Below are 15718 nucleotides of genomic sequence, written 5' to 3' on the forward strand. Positions count from 1 at the left end.
ACCACGATGTGTCTTTCAATTGTACTTTAAAAAAGGGAAGAGAGTGATCTCTCCTCCCTTTTGTCACTATACTTATTCGACGTCAACGTGCGTCAGCACTTCACTAGTCGAAGGGTGTGGAATGTAATTGATCACTCTATCACTACCCGCAAGGACGGGTGTGTTGTGGACAAGTGGGATCCACGGTGCTTCTTGGTGTACAATCTCTAACGCTTGTTGATACATGGCATCCCGAGCATCAACATCCGTTTCCTCTACGGCATCATTAAATAGGGCTGTCACTTCTTCATTATCGTAGAAGCTTCGGTTCCCACCTGGTATGGCATCGGCACTAAGGAGATTGTTTACAAAGTAGTCGGGGTCACCATTCGTACCAGACCAACCTAACATATAGACGTCCTGCAGACCTTGTTGGGTCTCGTCTAAGTAAGTGGCCCATTCCTTAGAGATTACTTTAGCCGTCAATCCAACCTCAGCGAAGTCTGCTTGTAGGGCTTCTGCAGCCTTCTGTGGATCAGGCATATAAGGTCTAGCTACTGGCATCGTCCACAATTCGAACTCAAATCCATCTTCATAACCCGCTTCGGCTAGTAAAGCCTTTGCTTTCTCAGGGTCATACTCATACTCTGAAATCGTGTCGTTGTACCCTAAGTAGCCTGGCGGTAATGGATTCTTTGCTGTAACCCCTAAGTCTCTATATAAGGCGGAGATGAGTGCTTCCTTATTCACGGCATGATTCATTGCCACACGGACCTGCTCGTTATCAAATGGTGCTTTCTGTGTGTTAAAGCCTAAATAGCCTACATTATTTGGTGCCCGCTTATAAAGTTCTAAGTTTCCGTCTGCCTCGACTGTCGTCACATCGTCAGGATTTAGACCATCCATTAAGTCTATATCACCTGCCATAAGGGCTGTAAAACGTGCCGAGTTATCAGGGATGACTTGAAAGATAACCGTATCAAGGAGTGGATAACCTTCCTGCCAATAGTTCTCGTTTTTCTCAAGTGTAATGGTATCGTTTCTTTTCCAGCTTTTGAAAACAAAAGGTCCAGTCCCTACTGGATTTTCGATCACATCAGCTCCGTGTTCCTCAAAACTCTGTGGTGATGCGATCCCGAACGCTGACATCGCTAAATTCTGAAGGAATGGTGCGGATGGGCGCTTAAGCACAAATTCAATAGTATACTCGTCAATTTTTTCTATGGACTCAATAATATGGTCTTCATCACCTTTGAAGCCACCAAACTGGTTACCGTAGAAGACGTAAGTAAATCCTTCATCTGCATAATGGTGCGGATGCTCTGGATCAGACCAACGTTCGAAGTTAAAAATGACAGCATCTGCGTTAAAGTCTGTTCCGTCATGGAATTGGACATCTTCTCGTAGCTCTAGACGGTATCGTTGTCCATCATCCAAGATCTCATAGTCAGTTGCTAAGCCAGGTTTGACCTCGAAAGAATCTGCTTCGAATTCGAGTAGTGATTCAAAAATCTGTCTTGTTACACGAGAGGTTTCTCCATCTGTCGTGGTTGCTGGATCTAGGCTGACAGAATCCCCACCTCTTGCAAAGATTAACGTCTTATCCCCAGATGTTTCTTCATTGTTACCTTCGTCATTATCACTCTCATCCGGCGTTGTACCTGTTTCTTCACCACAAGCGACTAACACTAGTGATAGTGCCAGCGTGAGCATGAGTAGCATGAATATTCTTTTTTTCATGTTGTTATTTCCCCCTTTTTTTCTTCGTCGAACGATTTATCATAACGTGCCTATCACCAAACGACTTAGTCGTAAAGATGACATGCGACGTAATGACCTTCTTCTAATAATTTAAATTCAGGACGTTCTGTTTTGCATATGTCCATACAGTCTGGACAACGTGTGTGAAACGCGCAGCCAGTCGGTGGATTAGAAGGGCTAGGTACGTCCCCACTTAATATCACTCGCTCTCTGCTTTTTTCCTCAGCATCTACTGTTGGGACTGCTGAAAGAAGCGCGTGTGTATATGGATGTTTGGGTGCGTCATAAAGCGCATCTTTCTCGGCTAACTCTACTAGACGCCCTAGATACATAACGCCAACTCTATCACTGATATGTTTAACAACACTTAAATCGTGTGCAATAAAGACATACGTGAGTTGAAACTCTCGTTGAAGATCCTGCATAAGGTTTAACACTTGAGACTGTACGGACACGTCTAAAGCAGAAACCGGTTCGTCTGCGATAATCAGCTTTGGATTCATGGCCAGCGCCCGTGCAATGCCGATACGTTGACGTTGCCCTCCACTAAACTGGTGAGGATAACGCGATGCGTGATAGCTACTAAGCCCCACGACCTCCAGTAGATGATGAGCTTTCTCCCGGCGCTCCTTCGCGTTCTTAATACCGTGAATGAGCATTGGTTCACTGATAATCTTCTCCACCGTATGACGAGGGTTTAATGACGCGTAGGGGTCCTGAAAAACAATCTGCATGTCCCTTCTCATCTTGCGCATATCCTCATCATTTAGTTTTGTAATATCTTGACCCTCAAACATGATCTTGCCGTCGGTTGGCTCAATCAGTCTCAGGATGGACCTACCAGTGGTGGATTTCCCACAACCACTTTCTCCGACAAGACCTAGCACTTCTCCCTCATTCACAGTAAAGGAAACATCGTCGACGGCTTTGACTTCCCCGACTTTCTTACTTAGGACGCCCCCCTTGATATCAAAGTATTTTTTTAGATTCTGAACCTCTAATATCGCTTTAGCCAACTTGTGCCCCTCCCTCCTCAGTATGTAGAAAGCAACGGCATTTGTGGCCATTCTCAAGTTCAATAAGCTCTGGGTCGGCATGACGACATATATCTAACACTCTTTCACACCGTGGTGCGAAACGGCATCCTTCTTGAATACTACCCGGTTTCGGTACATTGCCAGGTATGGAATACAAACGAGTTTCCGTTTGTTTGAGCTTGGGAATAGACTTAATCAGCCCTTGCGTATATGGGTGCTGTGGTTCCTTAATAATCGTTTCTACAGTACCTTCTTCAACCACTTTACCACCGTACATGACCACAATACGATCACATACTTCAGTAACGACACCAAGATCATGCGTAATGAGCATAATCGCAGTTTTATTTTCTTTGTTTAATTTTTTCATAAGGTCTAAAATCTGAGCTTGAATCGTCACGTCTAAGGCTGTTGTGGGTTCATCCGCTATGAGCAATTTGGGCTCACAAGACATGGCCATCGCAATCATGACGCGCTGTCTCATGCCTCCTGACAGTTGATGAGGGTAATCATTGACGATCTCGTCAGCTCTCGGAATACCAACTTGTCTTAACATATCCACTGCAACATCGATGGCTGCTTTTTTCTTCATCTTTGTATGTATTCGGATCGTTTCCGCCATTTGATCTCCAATTGTGAACACTGGATTCAGCGAGGTCATAGGCTCCTGGAAAATCATCGCGATGTCATTTCCTCTAATCTTCCGCATCTTTTTCTCGGATAACGTCGTTAGATCAATGTGCGTGTCTACATTCTGCTTAAAATGAATATGCCCACTAACGATTCGTCCAGGCGGATGAGGAACAAGTCCCATGATGGAGAGTGATGTGACACTCTTACCACATCCAGACTCACCTACGACACCTAGAATTTCTCCTTCGTGGATTTTGAGGCTTACACCGTCTACTGCTGGAATTTCTCCGTTATCGGTGAAAAAGTGTGTATGTAATTGGTCTAGTTCTAGAATTGGCTCTTGCACGTGATAGCCTCCTCATCTTCATATCTACTCTAAACAAGTATTCTGCAAAATTCGTTAAAATCCTTTTAATTTTTTATAGAATGTGAAAATATTATTAAGTTTTATTTTTCAAATAAATGTGTTTATTAAAAAAGGTCGTTCATCCGACTATGTCTTCAGAACCACCTTCGCTTGTTTCGTATTTAAGGTATGTTTCATATTTATGATAAATAATTGAAAGTATGTTATGTATGTCATCTGTATGTCATCCCATGATGCGCTTATTTATATGTTCTTAGTAAAAACTAGCATCAACCATACGCTTATTGACTCAAACTCTGCTCCCCTTGCTGTTCCCTTGATATGGTTGTATGCTTAGACTTAAAACTTAAGTCATAAACCATAAAGCTCACCATAGACAGAACGCAGAAAGCGATCATAGAGTAGAACAAGACTTGAGCATGATATATTTCGAAAATATATCCCCCAACCAAGGGTCCTAGCATTCTTCCCGCTGTAGCTGCACTCCCAACCACGCCTTGATACAGCCCCTTTCGTCCGATTGGTGCAAGATCTTGGGCAGCTGTGGGTACTGCTGGCCAGATGAAAATTTCACCGATTGTCATAATCACCATGGCGATGAGAAAACCGGAGTAAACGTTCGTTTGACTGAGCAGGACAAGCGCCCCTATAAAAATGAAAACGCCTGTCGCTAATTGAGCCTTTACACTCGGTATCCATACTTTCGTGATATAAGCGTTAAAGGGTTGGGCCAGTATGATGATCAGGCCGTTAATGGTCCATAACACGCTGTAGGAAGATAACGTGAAGCCAAGCTCTTGCATGTAAACAGATATACTCGTTTGCCACTGTACATAACTCATCCAACAGGCCATAAATCCCAAACTGAGGATGAATAACGAAAGATACCCGTTGCCTAGATGCTTTGGCCTACTCGCGTTCGTTTCTCTCGTCACTTCTCCGTCTCTTAGCTGAGTGGCGTTATGGCTTTGAATACCAAACCAAACGATAGAGATAAAGATTAAGAACGTGAGGCCATTGACGATAAAAACGTATGTAAAAGAGATTTGTGCAACTAAGCCCCCAATGGCCGTTCCACAGGCAACCCCTACATTCTGAAAGACATATATGGCATTGAAGGATTTGCGCCTACCTTCAGGCCACACCCAGCCAGCCATGGCATATATAGCAGGAAACACAACCCCGTTACCGAACCCTAGTGCAATCATGAGGGCAATATAAATATGCCATTCATTGGCCAAAGATAAACTAAACGCACTCAACGTACCTAAACCGACGCCAAGGAGTACCGTTCGCTTACCTCCAATCCGGTCGTATAGGTTCCCCCCTAACAAATTGCCAAGCATCCCTGCTCCAGCATGTAGCATGAGCACCGTCCCTGCTGTGGATAAGCTTTGACCTAACACTTGGGTCATGTATATGGCATTCATAGGCCACAAGAAAGACGCCCCAGTGATATTAATAAACATCCCAATCGCGAGGATCCATAATTCTTTTGGGTAGGACGGTACAAAGCGCATTAATCTCGACTCCCTCAAAAACTTGGACTTCAAACAGAGTATACCTTCCTTATTCTATCAAATATGTACACACGACACGAGCGTGGCTGATGGCTTGTTTTGTTATTACCAACCACTTTTATCAAAAATGTTGTACACCAAACGTTTTATCTCTTATAGTGAAAGAAATACAAAAAATTGAGATTAGACATATCCTTTGGAGGGAGAGATCATATGAAGCCTGTACAATCAAAACCAAAGGCGACACCCATTTACCAAACTTCCGTTTTCTCTTTTGAAGATTTAAATGAGTTAGAAGCCTACTTTGAAGCACCTGCTAACCGCTATATGTATTCTCGATACGGAAACCCTAATTCGGATGAACTTGCACAAGAGGTGGCTCAGTTGGAAAAGGCTCAGGATGCAGTCGTTACTTCATCTGGCACCTCGGCTATTCTGACCAGTGTACTTACCTTTTGCCGCAGCGGTGATCACCTCCTGTGCTCGGAGGAGATTTATGGCGGGTCGGCTGTACTACTGCAAGAAGAGTTGAGCCGATTGGGTATAGAAGTTACATTTGTAAAAAAAGAAGATACTTACAGCTTTGAAGATTATTGTACACCTCAGACAAAAATGTTCTTAACGGAAACGATGACGAATCCCTTGTTAACCGTCCACGATATCAGACGCCTAGCGCGCGAATGTCATCAGGCGGGGCTTAAGCTTGTCATTGATAATACTTTTGCTACTCCGGTTATCACAACGCCTCTGACGTTAGGAGCAGATCTTGTCCTGCATAGCGTGACCAAATATTTATCTGGACATAGCGATGTGACTGCAGGCGTCATTGCTGGGTCTAACCAGGTCATCAAACGCGTGAGAGAGATTGTCATTCGCTATGGTTTAAATCTGAGTCCATTCGATAGTTGGTTAGCTTCTAGAGGCGTTAAAACCTTACGCTTACGAATGAAACAACACTCAGAGAACGCAATGAAAATAGCTGAAACACTCTCTAACCATCATAAGGTCAAACATGTCTACTACCCTGGCTTACGTACGCATCCTGATTACACTTTAGCCAAGCAACAAGGGCATGACTTGTTCGGCGGTATGCTTTCATTTCAAATCGAAGATGATCGAGACAAAGTGAATACTTTATTTCAACAACTAGAGCACATTGTATTTGCACCATCGTTAGCCGGAGTGCAAACCTCTATTTCGCATCCGTTATCGACTTCACACCGTTCGATAGACCCGGAACAGTGTCAAAAACTTAACATTACTGAAGGGTTGATCCGGCTGTCTGTGGGTATTGAAGAGTACGATGTCTTAGAGCAAGAACTGCTTCACGCGTTAAATCAACTTTAAACATTTTCAAATCAATCTCAAAAAAGATGTATTTTTTCTCCTTTGATTGAGCAAAATCATGTGTAAAGCAATGTTGTTTTGTGCATGATATCAGATGAGGTGAATGAGAATGAAAACGAAAAGAAGTAAATGGTTCCTTATCTTTTTTGTTTGTCTGCTAAGTATCACCCTGATCACAGCTTGTGGTGCAGGAGATGAAGCGCCTCCAGAACAGGATGAAGCTGAAACCCCTGCAGACCCAGAGCAAGACCAAGAGGGGCAAGATCCAGCGACAGATGATCCAGCTACTGAACCAGATGAGGCAACCGAAGATGAACAACCAGATGAAGAAGCTGGACAAGGTGATCAGGATGCAGAGCTTGTGGCTGCCGGTGAGGAAGTCGTCCATCAATCTTGTATTGGTTGTCATGGAGAAAACCTAGAAGGTAATATGGGACCAACGTTGCATGGTGTTAGTAAGAAATACTCTGAGGAAGAATTAAATGATATCCTGGTTAATGGTATCGGACAAATGCCAAAGGGCACAGCGGGTGGAGAAGAAGAAGCGGTTATTGCTTATCTGCAAACTCTGGAGTAGAACCATTACGAGCTCCGTAACATGATGATACCCGCTAACCTTAACTAAAAAAAGAGGTAGTGATGCAATCACTATCTCTTTTTATTTGCTCAACACAGCTTTATTCGGAGTTGGTGAAAAGAAAGCGGCGCAAGCCCCTAGTAAAGGAAAAAGGGTCATCAAGAGGATGATTTCGCTATACCCCCCAAACATATCGTAAGCCAATCCAAACGGTAGAGGACCAAAAGCAGAACCAATAACCGTCACAGTCATAGCGATTCCTTTAATACTCCCTAAATGTTCACGTCCGAAATAATTAGGCCAAATAATCCCTAAGCAAATCACTTCAAATCCTCCCACAAGACCACGGATCACACCAAATAAAACAGCCATTCCAAATGTGTTAACTTGTAACAGGACTAACATGGCCACCGCTTGGCCAATAAAGGTGAGGGCTAACACCCAATGTACTTTGATCCGTTCCACAACAAATCCAGCAATAAACGTGACAGGAAAGGCGACCACGGCCATTAAACTCAATATATAGGAGGCCATCATATTGTTCATGCCATTTTCACCTAGTATAAAGGTAATATGAAAGACGATTCCGGTGTTCACCATCGAGGGGATTCCAACACAGAACAGGATAAACCAGAACACCCTTGTTCTCATGGCCTCATTTAACTTCCAAGAGATTTCCTTTTTTGTACTTTTATTTTCTCCACTGTGCCTCTTATCGGTTTGGTCAGACTGGCTGACTTTATCTTGTTCACTTTTGTTTTTTTGCCCGTCTGGAAGCAGTCCTACCTGTTCTGGCTTATTCCTAATTAAAAAGAATGCGAGTGGAACATAAAAACAGGCGAGTATGATGCCCCAAATCTGCCATGTCATAGACCACCCATAGGATTCGATCAACCAAGCATTTAATGGAGGTAAGCTAGATGATCCGACAAAACCGCCAAGGGCCATAAGACTGAGTGCTCTTCCCCTTTGTTTGACAAACCATTGGGGAACCAAAGTCCCAGGTATTAATGTCATAGAGCCCTGACCGAACAAACGTAACATGAAAAAGCCGATAAATAGCATAGTGGCACCAGCTATAAAACTATTTAAAAAACAAGCAAATGCAAGCAACATACCGATGGTCACACTCATCTTTCTCTGACCAAAACGATCCACAAACTTGCCCACGAAAAAAAAGAATAATCCAGCGACCAGGGTAGCAATGGAGTACATGGAGGCTATCAATGACTGACTCCAACCAAAATCTCTAACGTAAGACTCAATAAAAATTGAGACGGTGTAGGTTTGTCCAGGACCGGAAAAAAACATACCTAGCGCCCCCATAAAAACGATGATCCAGCCATAGAAGAATGGGGGATTAAAAGGAAGTTTTGGAGAGGATAATGACTTCTGTCGTTCCTCTTCGCTTATAGCAACCTCCCGTTGTTCTGAATTCAGTTTCATCTGCAAGAGCTCCTTTTATTGTGTTTAGAATAATTAAAGCGATTAACAATAGATCTCTTTATTCTATCATATCCTCCGACATTTGAATTGAGGTCCGTGGAACCATATTTTCATAAAGGATTTTAGAAAAAAATGTCGAAAGTTGTATACAACTCATTCTCTAAATGAAGCATAGGAGGAATATGATCATGAGTGAAAAAGGTAAAAAGGTGATTGCCTTTCGTTTAGGAAAAGAGGAGTTTGCGTTATCGCTCCTACAAGTCCTTTCAATAGAACGTGTGAATGAAATATCTAGGATACCTAGGCTACCAGAGCAAGTTCGTGGCGTGAGTGAATTACGTGGTGAAGTCACGCCTGTCATGGATATGCGCTCTTTTATGGATGTGCCTCATTATAAAGATGACGAGGCAAACAGGATTCTTGTGATTAATTTCGAAGGCACGAAGCTCGGTCTATTAGTAGACGAAGCAAAGGATGTTCTCACTGTTCAACCGGATGATTATGAGGAACTCGAACTGACTGATGAGGAAGCTCGGATTTATGAAGTGGCTAAAGTGGATGATCGCAAACTATTTATTATAAAGGACCTTACGTTGTTCTTAACGGAGTTAGACATGGACGCGATTGAACGATTGAGAGAAGTGGTGTAGCCTCTAGCTGGGTAAACACCTAGCATGACAAACCTGATATCAGCGCTACAATTTAGTTTTGTATGACAAATAAGCACCTGTGGCTCACAGGTGCTTATACGCTTCTTATGCAGATCTTCTATACAGAGGTTGCACCGCATCCTCCGCGTTCTCCTATTCAAAAGGGTACTCATATATGTCTTCATAACGCTTGAGATAGTAAAGCACACGCGCTGCATAATGTCTTGTTTCCCCAAATGGAATTTGATCTAGGCGGTACTCGGACCCATCCCAAATGCCATCATCTAGCCAACGATCGACATGGCCTTGCCCCGCATTATAAGCCGCTACGGCTTTTACCATATCGCCATCATATTTTTCTAAAAGATAAGAGATATACCAAGTGCCTAACAGTATGTTAGACCTCGCATTGAGACGATACGCTTCAGGGGATTTGTTAAGACCGCTTTCTTCATTTGCCCAATCAGCTGTATCAGGCATTAACTGCATAAGGCCTGTCGCTCCCTTCGAGGATAAACGGTCTTGCCTGAAATTACTCTCCGTTTGAACAATAGCGAGGACGAGATACGGATTAACATCAAAATACTCTGCTGCCTCCTGTACTTCTTCTTGATAGGCGATTGGATACATCGTTTTCCAAAAGAAATCGGAATTTAATATTAAGAATAGCATAAATAGCGATATGATATAGATCCATTGTTTACGATTTAGTCTCATCGTTGTTCACGTATCCCCACGTCTGTAATATTTTTAAAAGCTGTGTTTTTGTTTCCTCTCTGGTGCCACTATTATCTATGTAAGCATGTCCTTTGTCCTTTTTTTCCTCAATAGACATTTGACTTTCCATTTTTGCTAAGGCTGTATGCTCATCTATCTCATCACGTTGCATAAGTCTTTGCTTCTGAATGTCCTCAGGCACATATACTACTAGAATCTTTTCTACCAAGTAGGTAAGTTCACTTTCAAATAAAAGGGGGATGTCTAAAACAATCAAGTCTTCGTCCCTCTCTTGGGCTTGTCGCTTTCGTTCGGTCATTCGTTCACGTATGGCTGGATGGATAATCCCATTTAGAGCTGAGCGTTTTTGGGCATCATGAAAGATCATACTTCCCAACTTTTCTCGGTCCAAATGGCCATTACGTTGTATGACTTCTATACCAAACTGGTCTACGATGGCTTCTAAAGTCGGCTCCCCAGGTTTCACCACTTCTCTGGCAATTTGGTCAGCGTCTATCACAACGGCCCCGAGTTCGCTTAACATACTCGAGACCGTTGATTTACCACTTGCAATTCCGCCTGTCAATCCAATGACCATACGCATCCTCCATCAAAAAATCTTAATTAGTCCAAATAGTATGAGTATCACACCTGGAATGTAGCTGAGTTTAGCCATCCATTCCCTCGTTGAAAAAGCGGCACCTACCCTTAAACCAAGGTATACAAATGAGCTACTCATTGTGGCCATAATCAAAGCTGTGGCCAAAGGGGAATAGCCTAGTAAAGCAGCACCGATGCCTGCACCGAAAGCGTCTAAACTCAAAGCGATGCCTAAGACGAAGGCTTCTACCCCAGAAATTACGCCAGAACGATCAATATCGGCCATCATCGGTTTTCGAAGCACATGAATCACAATACCGAGCTTTTTAATTTCAATCGTCCATACTTTACTGACTTCTTGTGCTACAGTAGCTTCATTGTTGCCAGAATGATCTTTAGCATCAGACCGAGCATCAGTAGATTCTTTACTCGGTTTAGATATATTATACAGCGCCCATATGCCAATCATCACTAAAATGAATCCACCGATCATCTCTGCTACTTGTGGAGAGATCATATAGCTCATCCCTTGCCCCATAGCCATCGCAAGAACGATCGATGTGCCGGAGCAAATAGCAATAATGAATATAGATTTTAGCGGAATGGTCACTCTTCTTAACCCATATGTGATGCCGACGCCAAAGCTATCTAGGCTAACGGCGAACGATAACACGAGTAAGGAAGCGATTTGTATCACTTACGGTTCCTCCTCCACATCTGATCAGAGCTTTTCTCTACTCTTCTTTTATGATATGGGCGAAGGACTATATTGTGACTTACATATTATCCTTTCATCTTTGGCTTTGAGTCACTGCGACCTACCCTGACGCTATAAACGCTGGCAGTTTGGGCAGTAGTGTGTCGAGCGTCCCCCCACAATGATTCTTTCAATAGGGGTTCCACAATTGAAGCAAGGTTCTCCTTTCCTAGCGTATAGCTTAAGCATACGTTTGAATTCACCCTTGACGCCTTCACCGTAAGTAAAATCTCTAAAGCTATTGCCACCTAATGTGATGGAATGTTGTATGACCTCTAATATACGACGGTAAATGCCTTCTTGTTCTCTTGGGGTTAAGGTATGCGATAACCGCTGAGGATGAACCCCCTGTTCGCCATCAAACCAGAGGACTTCATCACATATATAATTGCCTAAACCAGTAAAGACAGACTGATCAAGTAACAAGGCTTTTATGTGGCGCTTTCTAGAGCTTAATCGTTCCTGTAAAGCTTCTAAAGTAAAAGCGTCTGACAATGGGTCAATCCCCGCATGATATAGTCCCTTAATCTGCTGATACTCACCCTTAGGAACGAGGAAAATATCGCCAAACTTGCGTACGTCAATGTATGCTAGTCCCTCTTCCTCTTTTTCTAAGTGAAAAAAAAGGTGAAGATGTTTTTGCTCTCTTTCCTCTGGCTTAATCATCTGAAACTTTCCCGTCATGCGAAAATGTACAACGAGCTCATAATGCTCGCCGACTTCTATACGTAAATATTTACCCGTTCGTCTGATACGTCCAAATGTCTGACCTTTTATCAGCGTTTTAAACTCTTCTTTGTCATCGGGGTAATTAATGATACGCGGCCAGTAAATATCACAATCTGTAATCGTTTTGCCCTCAATTTCTGGGGCTAGTGTTCTGGCTACAACTTCAACTTCTGGTAACTCTGGCACTGTATTTCTTCCCTTCTGTTATTTAGCGTCATACCATGTGTTTCCAACACTGACGTCCACTTTTAACGGTACACTTAAAGACATGGCAGATTCCATGACCTCAGTGACGAGTGCCTTCATCTGCTCCTCTTCCTCTTTCGGTACGTCAAAGATCAGTTCATCGTGAACTTGTAGGAGTAATTTTGATTTGAGATTGTTTTCTTTCAACTGTTGGTCCATATGAACCATCGCCTTTTTAATGATGTCGGCTGCTGTGCCTTGGATGGGTGTATTCATGGCCGTTCTTTCTGCAAAACTACGCCTATTGAAATTACGGTTATTAATTTCGGGTAGGTATCGTCTACGGTGTAACAACGTGGTCACATACCCGTCTTTCTTCGCTTGTTGCACGACGTCTTCCATAAACTGTTTAACGCCTGGATATGATTCGAAGTATCGGTCAATGAATTGTCCTGCTTCTTTTCTCGTGATGTTGAGGTTTTGAGAGAGGCCATAATCACTGATACCGTATACGATACCGAAATTGACAGCTTTAGCTGTTCTACGCATAAGGGATGTGACTTCATCTTCACTCACATGGAAGACATCAACGGCCGTTTTCGTGTGAATATCCATTTCTTCGTTGAACGCTTTGATCAATTCATTATCTCCACAAATGTGGGCTAGAACCCGTAATTCTATCTGTGAATAGTCTGCTGCAAGAATCACGGCATTGTCACGGGTTGGGACGAAGGCCTTTCTTATTTTTCTCCCTTCCTCTAAACGTATTGGTATATTTTGTAAGTTAGGATCGGTAGAACTGAGTCGGCCCGTCGCGGCAATCGTTTGTTGGAAATTGGTGTGCACTTTTTTCGTGTCTTCATGGACCACTTTTAGTAATCCTTCAATATAGGTAGAGTGTAACTTCCCTAGCTGACGATAATGAAGGATCTTGCCCACAATTTCGTGTTGAGGTTCGAGCTTCTCTAACACATCAGCATTGGTGGAGTATCCGGTTTTTGTTTTCTTAATGACCGGCAAGTTCAACTTTTCGAACAAAACCTCTCCTAATTGCTTAGGTGAGTTGATGTTAAACGTGGTACCAGCTAAATCATAAATCTCTTTCGTTAAGCCTTCCAGACGCTCCTGTAGTTCTGTTTCCATCTGGTGGAGGGTATCAATATCGACACTGATTCCCTCATACTCCATCTGACCCAACACTTGACTGAGGGGCAACTCCAAGTCCTTTAGCAGCGATGATAGCTCGTGTTCCTCTAACTTAGCAGCTAAATGATCCTTAGCACGGTAAACAGCTTCTGCTTTATTAGACACGTGTTGCGTCAACGTATCACCTTGTTCCGGTTGCTGGCGCTTGGCCCCTTTTCCATAAAATTGTTCGTCACTATTAATCGTGATATTACCGTAGGCTTTTGCGATTGTTTGAATGTTGTAGCCTGAGTCCGACGGGTTGAGTAAATAGGAAGCCAGGAAAGGATCAAACGTGACCCCTTGTAGGTCTATATTTTTCCACTTAAGGGCAACTTGTGTCCGTTTTGCATGATAAACCCACTTCTCTTGGTCAGGATTTTCTAACCAAGCCTTGAACGTTGGATTGTTTACCACTTCGGGGGTAAGGTAGAAATGACCTTTTTCATTACGGATGGCATACCCATAGATGGGCGCTTGATGATACTGGTCGTCCCAAATTTCGACGTGCAAAGCTGCTGGTGACACTAGGGCGTTGTCCAACTGGTCTTGTTCCTGTTCTGTGATGGTGATGATATCATATTCTTCTAGATCTTCTTCTTCCTCAACTGTTCCTCCAACTCGTTCAAGTATAGAGTTAAACTCCAATTCCTTGAACAAAGGAACCACTTTTTCGACATCATAACCGTCATACTTTGCTTGTTCAATATTGACTTCTAACGGGGCTTCCCTGAGTATGGTAGCTAAATCCTTACTCATAAAAGCATCATCTTTATGGTTCGTTAGGTTTTCTTTTAATTTCTTCCCGGACACCCCATCTAAATGTTCGTAGACATTCTCAACCGTTTCAAATTGATGGAGTAGTTTTAGCGCCGTTTTCTCACCTACCCCAGGAACGCCAGGGATGTTATCTGAGGCATCACCCATCAACCCCTTAAGGTCAACAATTTGGTTGGGTTTCAGTTCATACTTATTGTACAGGGCCTCTAAATCGTAGTATTCCACTTCACTAATCCCTTTTCTGGTCAGTGCCACATGGGTGTGCTCCGATACGAGTTGGAGCATATCCTTATCTCCAGTAAACACTTTTGTGGTGAGGCCCTGAGTATCCGCTTGTTTCGTTAGCGTCCCAATAATATCATCCGCTTCATAGCCTTCTAATTCGTAACGTTCAATTGAAAACGCATCTAAGAGCTCACGGATGATCGGAAACTGCTCAGATAGCTCATTAGGGGATTTTTGGCGTTTGCCCTTGTACGCTTTGTAATCAGTATGTCTGAACGTGACTTTTCCTGCATCAAATGCGACGAGGATATGTGTAGGCTTTTCTTCTTCTAATATTCTTAAAAGCATTGTTGTAAAGCCGTAAACAGCATTGGTGTATACGCCTTTTTCGCTGCTTAACAGTGGCAAAGCATAAAAAGCTCGACTGGCAATACTATTACCGTCGATCAGTATCAATTTATTATTGGACATATTCTCACCTATCCTGGTTATTGGGTTATCATTTACTTACTAACATTATACCAACTAGAGGGGCCGAACAAAAGTACGAGAGGAAAGTTGTCCTAACAAAGAAGAAGTTCTTCTACAATCTGAAACACCTCTTTGTCGTGAGAGGTCATCGCTCTTCTCACTACTAAATTTAATCATGTGACCTAATGAATGGGATAACCATTTTTTTTATTTTATAGAAAAACATCATACCTTTTCATAGGGAAAAAGTATGATGTATGGGTGATTGTCATTTTGTTATTATTCTCCTTCACGTACAAATGCTTCGATGCGGCCCTTGATTTGATCTCGAACGGCGCGAAATTTGGCCATGACTTCTTCTTCCGACCCTTGTGCTTGGGCTGGATCATCAAAGCCCCAGTGCCAACGCTTAGCCTTAGGGTTATTTACCGCCGGGCAATGTTCGTCTGCATGACCACAAAGTGTAATGATATAATCCGCCTCTTGTAATGTTTGCTGTTCAATCACATCTGAAGTCTGGTCCGTGATATCAACATCAGCTTCTTTCATGACTTGTACAGCTCGAGGGTTAAGCCCATGTGCTTCTAAACCCGCCGACTTAACCTCGTATTTGTTCCCACCTACTGCTTCTAGAAAGCCGTGAGCCATTTGACTACGGCATGAATTACCCGTACACAAGAAATAAACGAGCGGTTTTGACATCTTTATCAATTCCTTTCCTTGGAGATGTTAGTATTATGATTCCTAAAGT

The 15718-nt window shown here is 42.9% G+C and carries 14 protein-coding genes; 3 read left to right on the top strand and 11 right to left on the bottom strand.

All coding sequences use genetic code 11. The features are described from left to right. Positions 1 to 72 precede the first annotated feature (72 nt). The 4 genes from JKM87_RS12615 to JKM87_RS12630 form a co-directional block, all read right to left on the bottom strand. Positions 73 to 1719 carry an ABC transporter substrate-binding protein gene (locus tag JKM87_RS12615; RefSeq protein ID WP_202080733.1) on the bottom strand — a complete coding sequence of 549 codons (1647 nt, stop codon included), beginning with the start codon at positions 1717 to 1719 and terminating at the stop codon, positions 73 to 75. Positions 1720 to 1784: 65 nt separating this feature from the next. Further along, entirely contained in the window at positions 1785 to 2756 is a 972-nt protein-coding gene (locus JKM87_RS12620; protein WP_202080734.1) for an ABC transporter ATP-binding protein, read from the bottom strand. Next, entirely contained in the window at positions 2749 to 3756 is a 1008-nt protein-coding gene (locus tag JKM87_RS12625) for an oligopeptide/dipeptide ABC transporter ATP-binding protein (RefSeq protein WP_202080735.1), read from the bottom strand. Before JKM87_RS12625 ends, JKM87_RS12620 begins: the two co-directional genes overlap by 8 nt. Before the next feature lie 302 nt (positions 3757 to 4058). Next, entirely contained in the window at positions 4059 to 5297 is a 1239-nt protein-coding gene (locus tag JKM87_RS12630; protein ID WP_202080736.1) for an MDR family MFS transporter, read from the bottom strand. A 213-nt stretch (positions 5298 to 5510) separates the two neighbouring features. On the opposite strand from JKM87_RS12630, the gene JKM87_RS12635 reads away from it, so the two are divergent. Together JKM87_RS12635 and JKM87_RS12640 are read left to right on the top strand one after the other, a co-directional pair. Then, positions 5511 to 6644 carry a trans-sulfuration enzyme family protein gene (locus JKM87_RS12635; RefSeq protein WP_202080737.1) on the top strand — a complete coding sequence of 378 codons (1134 nt, stop codon included), beginning with the start codon at positions 5511 to 5513 and terminating at the stop codon, positions 6642 to 6644. A 109-nt stretch (positions 6645 to 6753) separates the two neighbouring features. Next, positions 6754 to 7221: a c-type cytochrome gene (locus JKM87_RS12640; RefSeq protein WP_202080738.1), complete on the top strand. Its 468-nt coding sequence runs from the start codon at positions 6754 to 6756 to the stop codon at positions 7219 to 7221. A gap of 81 nt (positions 7222 to 7302) precedes the next feature. Here JKM87_RS12640 and JKM87_RS12645 read toward each other — a convergent pair whose 3' ends face one another. Continuing rightward, positions 7303 to 8667, bottom strand: coding sequence for an MFS transporter (locus tag JKM87_RS12645; protein WP_202080739.1), 1365 nt, complete (start codon positions 8665 to 8667; stop codon positions 7303 to 7305). Positions 8668 to 8855: 188 nt separating this feature from the next. On the opposite strand from JKM87_RS12645, the gene JKM87_RS12650 reads away from it, so the two are divergent. Next, entirely contained in the window at positions 8856 to 9317 is a 462-nt protein-coding gene (locus JKM87_RS12650) for a chemotaxis protein CheW (RefSeq protein ID WP_202080740.1), read from the top strand. A gap of 153 nt (positions 9318 to 9470) precedes the next feature. Here the strand turns inward: JKM87_RS12650 and JKM87_RS12655 are convergent, their stop codons facing one another. From JKM87_RS12655 to arsC, 6 genes are all read right to left on the bottom strand, one after another. Continuing rightward, entirely contained in the window at positions 9471 to 10034 is a 564-nt protein-coding gene (locus tag JKM87_RS12655) for a lytic transglycosylase domain-containing protein (RefSeq protein ID WP_202080741.1), read from the bottom strand. Further along, positions 10018 to 10638 carry a dephospho-CoA kinase gene (gene coaE, locus JKM87_RS12660; protein ID WP_202080742.1) on the bottom strand — a complete coding sequence of 207 codons (621 nt, stop codon included), beginning with the start codon at positions 10636 to 10638 and terminating at the stop codon, positions 10018 to 10020. The genes JKM87_RS12655 and coaE overlap by 17 nt, the downstream gene beginning before the upstream one ends. A 6-nt stretch (positions 10639 to 10644) precedes the next feature. Beyond that, positions 10645 to 11331 carry a sporulation membrane protein YtaF gene (ytaF, locus tag JKM87_RS12665; RefSeq protein WP_202080743.1) on the bottom strand — a complete coding sequence of 229 codons (687 nt, stop codon included), beginning with the start codon at positions 11329 to 11331 and terminating at the stop codon, positions 10645 to 10647. Positions 11332 to 11463: 132 nt separating this feature from the next. Then, positions 11464 to 12306, bottom strand: a complete 843-nt coding sequence (mutM, locus tag JKM87_RS12670) for a DNA-formamidopyrimidine glycosylase (protein ID WP_202080744.1) — start codon at positions 12304 to 12306, stop codon at positions 11464 to 11466. Positions 12307 to 12324: 18 nt separating this feature from the next. Next, entirely contained in the window at positions 12325 to 14967 is a 2643-nt protein-coding gene (polA, locus tag JKM87_RS12675; protein ID WP_202080745.1) for a DNA polymerase I, read from the bottom strand. 279 nt (positions 14968 to 15246) lie between these two features. Next, positions 15247 to 15669 carry an arsenate reductase (thioredoxin) gene (arsC, locus tag JKM87_RS12680; protein WP_202080746.1) on the bottom strand — a complete coding sequence of 141 codons (423 nt, stop codon included), beginning with the start codon at positions 15667 to 15669 and terminating at the stop codon, positions 15247 to 15249. Between the last annotated feature and the right edge of the window lie 49 nt (positions 15670 to 15718).

This window comes from Caldalkalibacillus salinus, assembly GCF_016745835.1.
Classification (GTDB): domain Bacteria; phylum Bacillota; class Bacilli; order Caldalkalibacillales; family JCM-10596; genus Caldalkalibacillus_A; species Caldalkalibacillus_A salinus.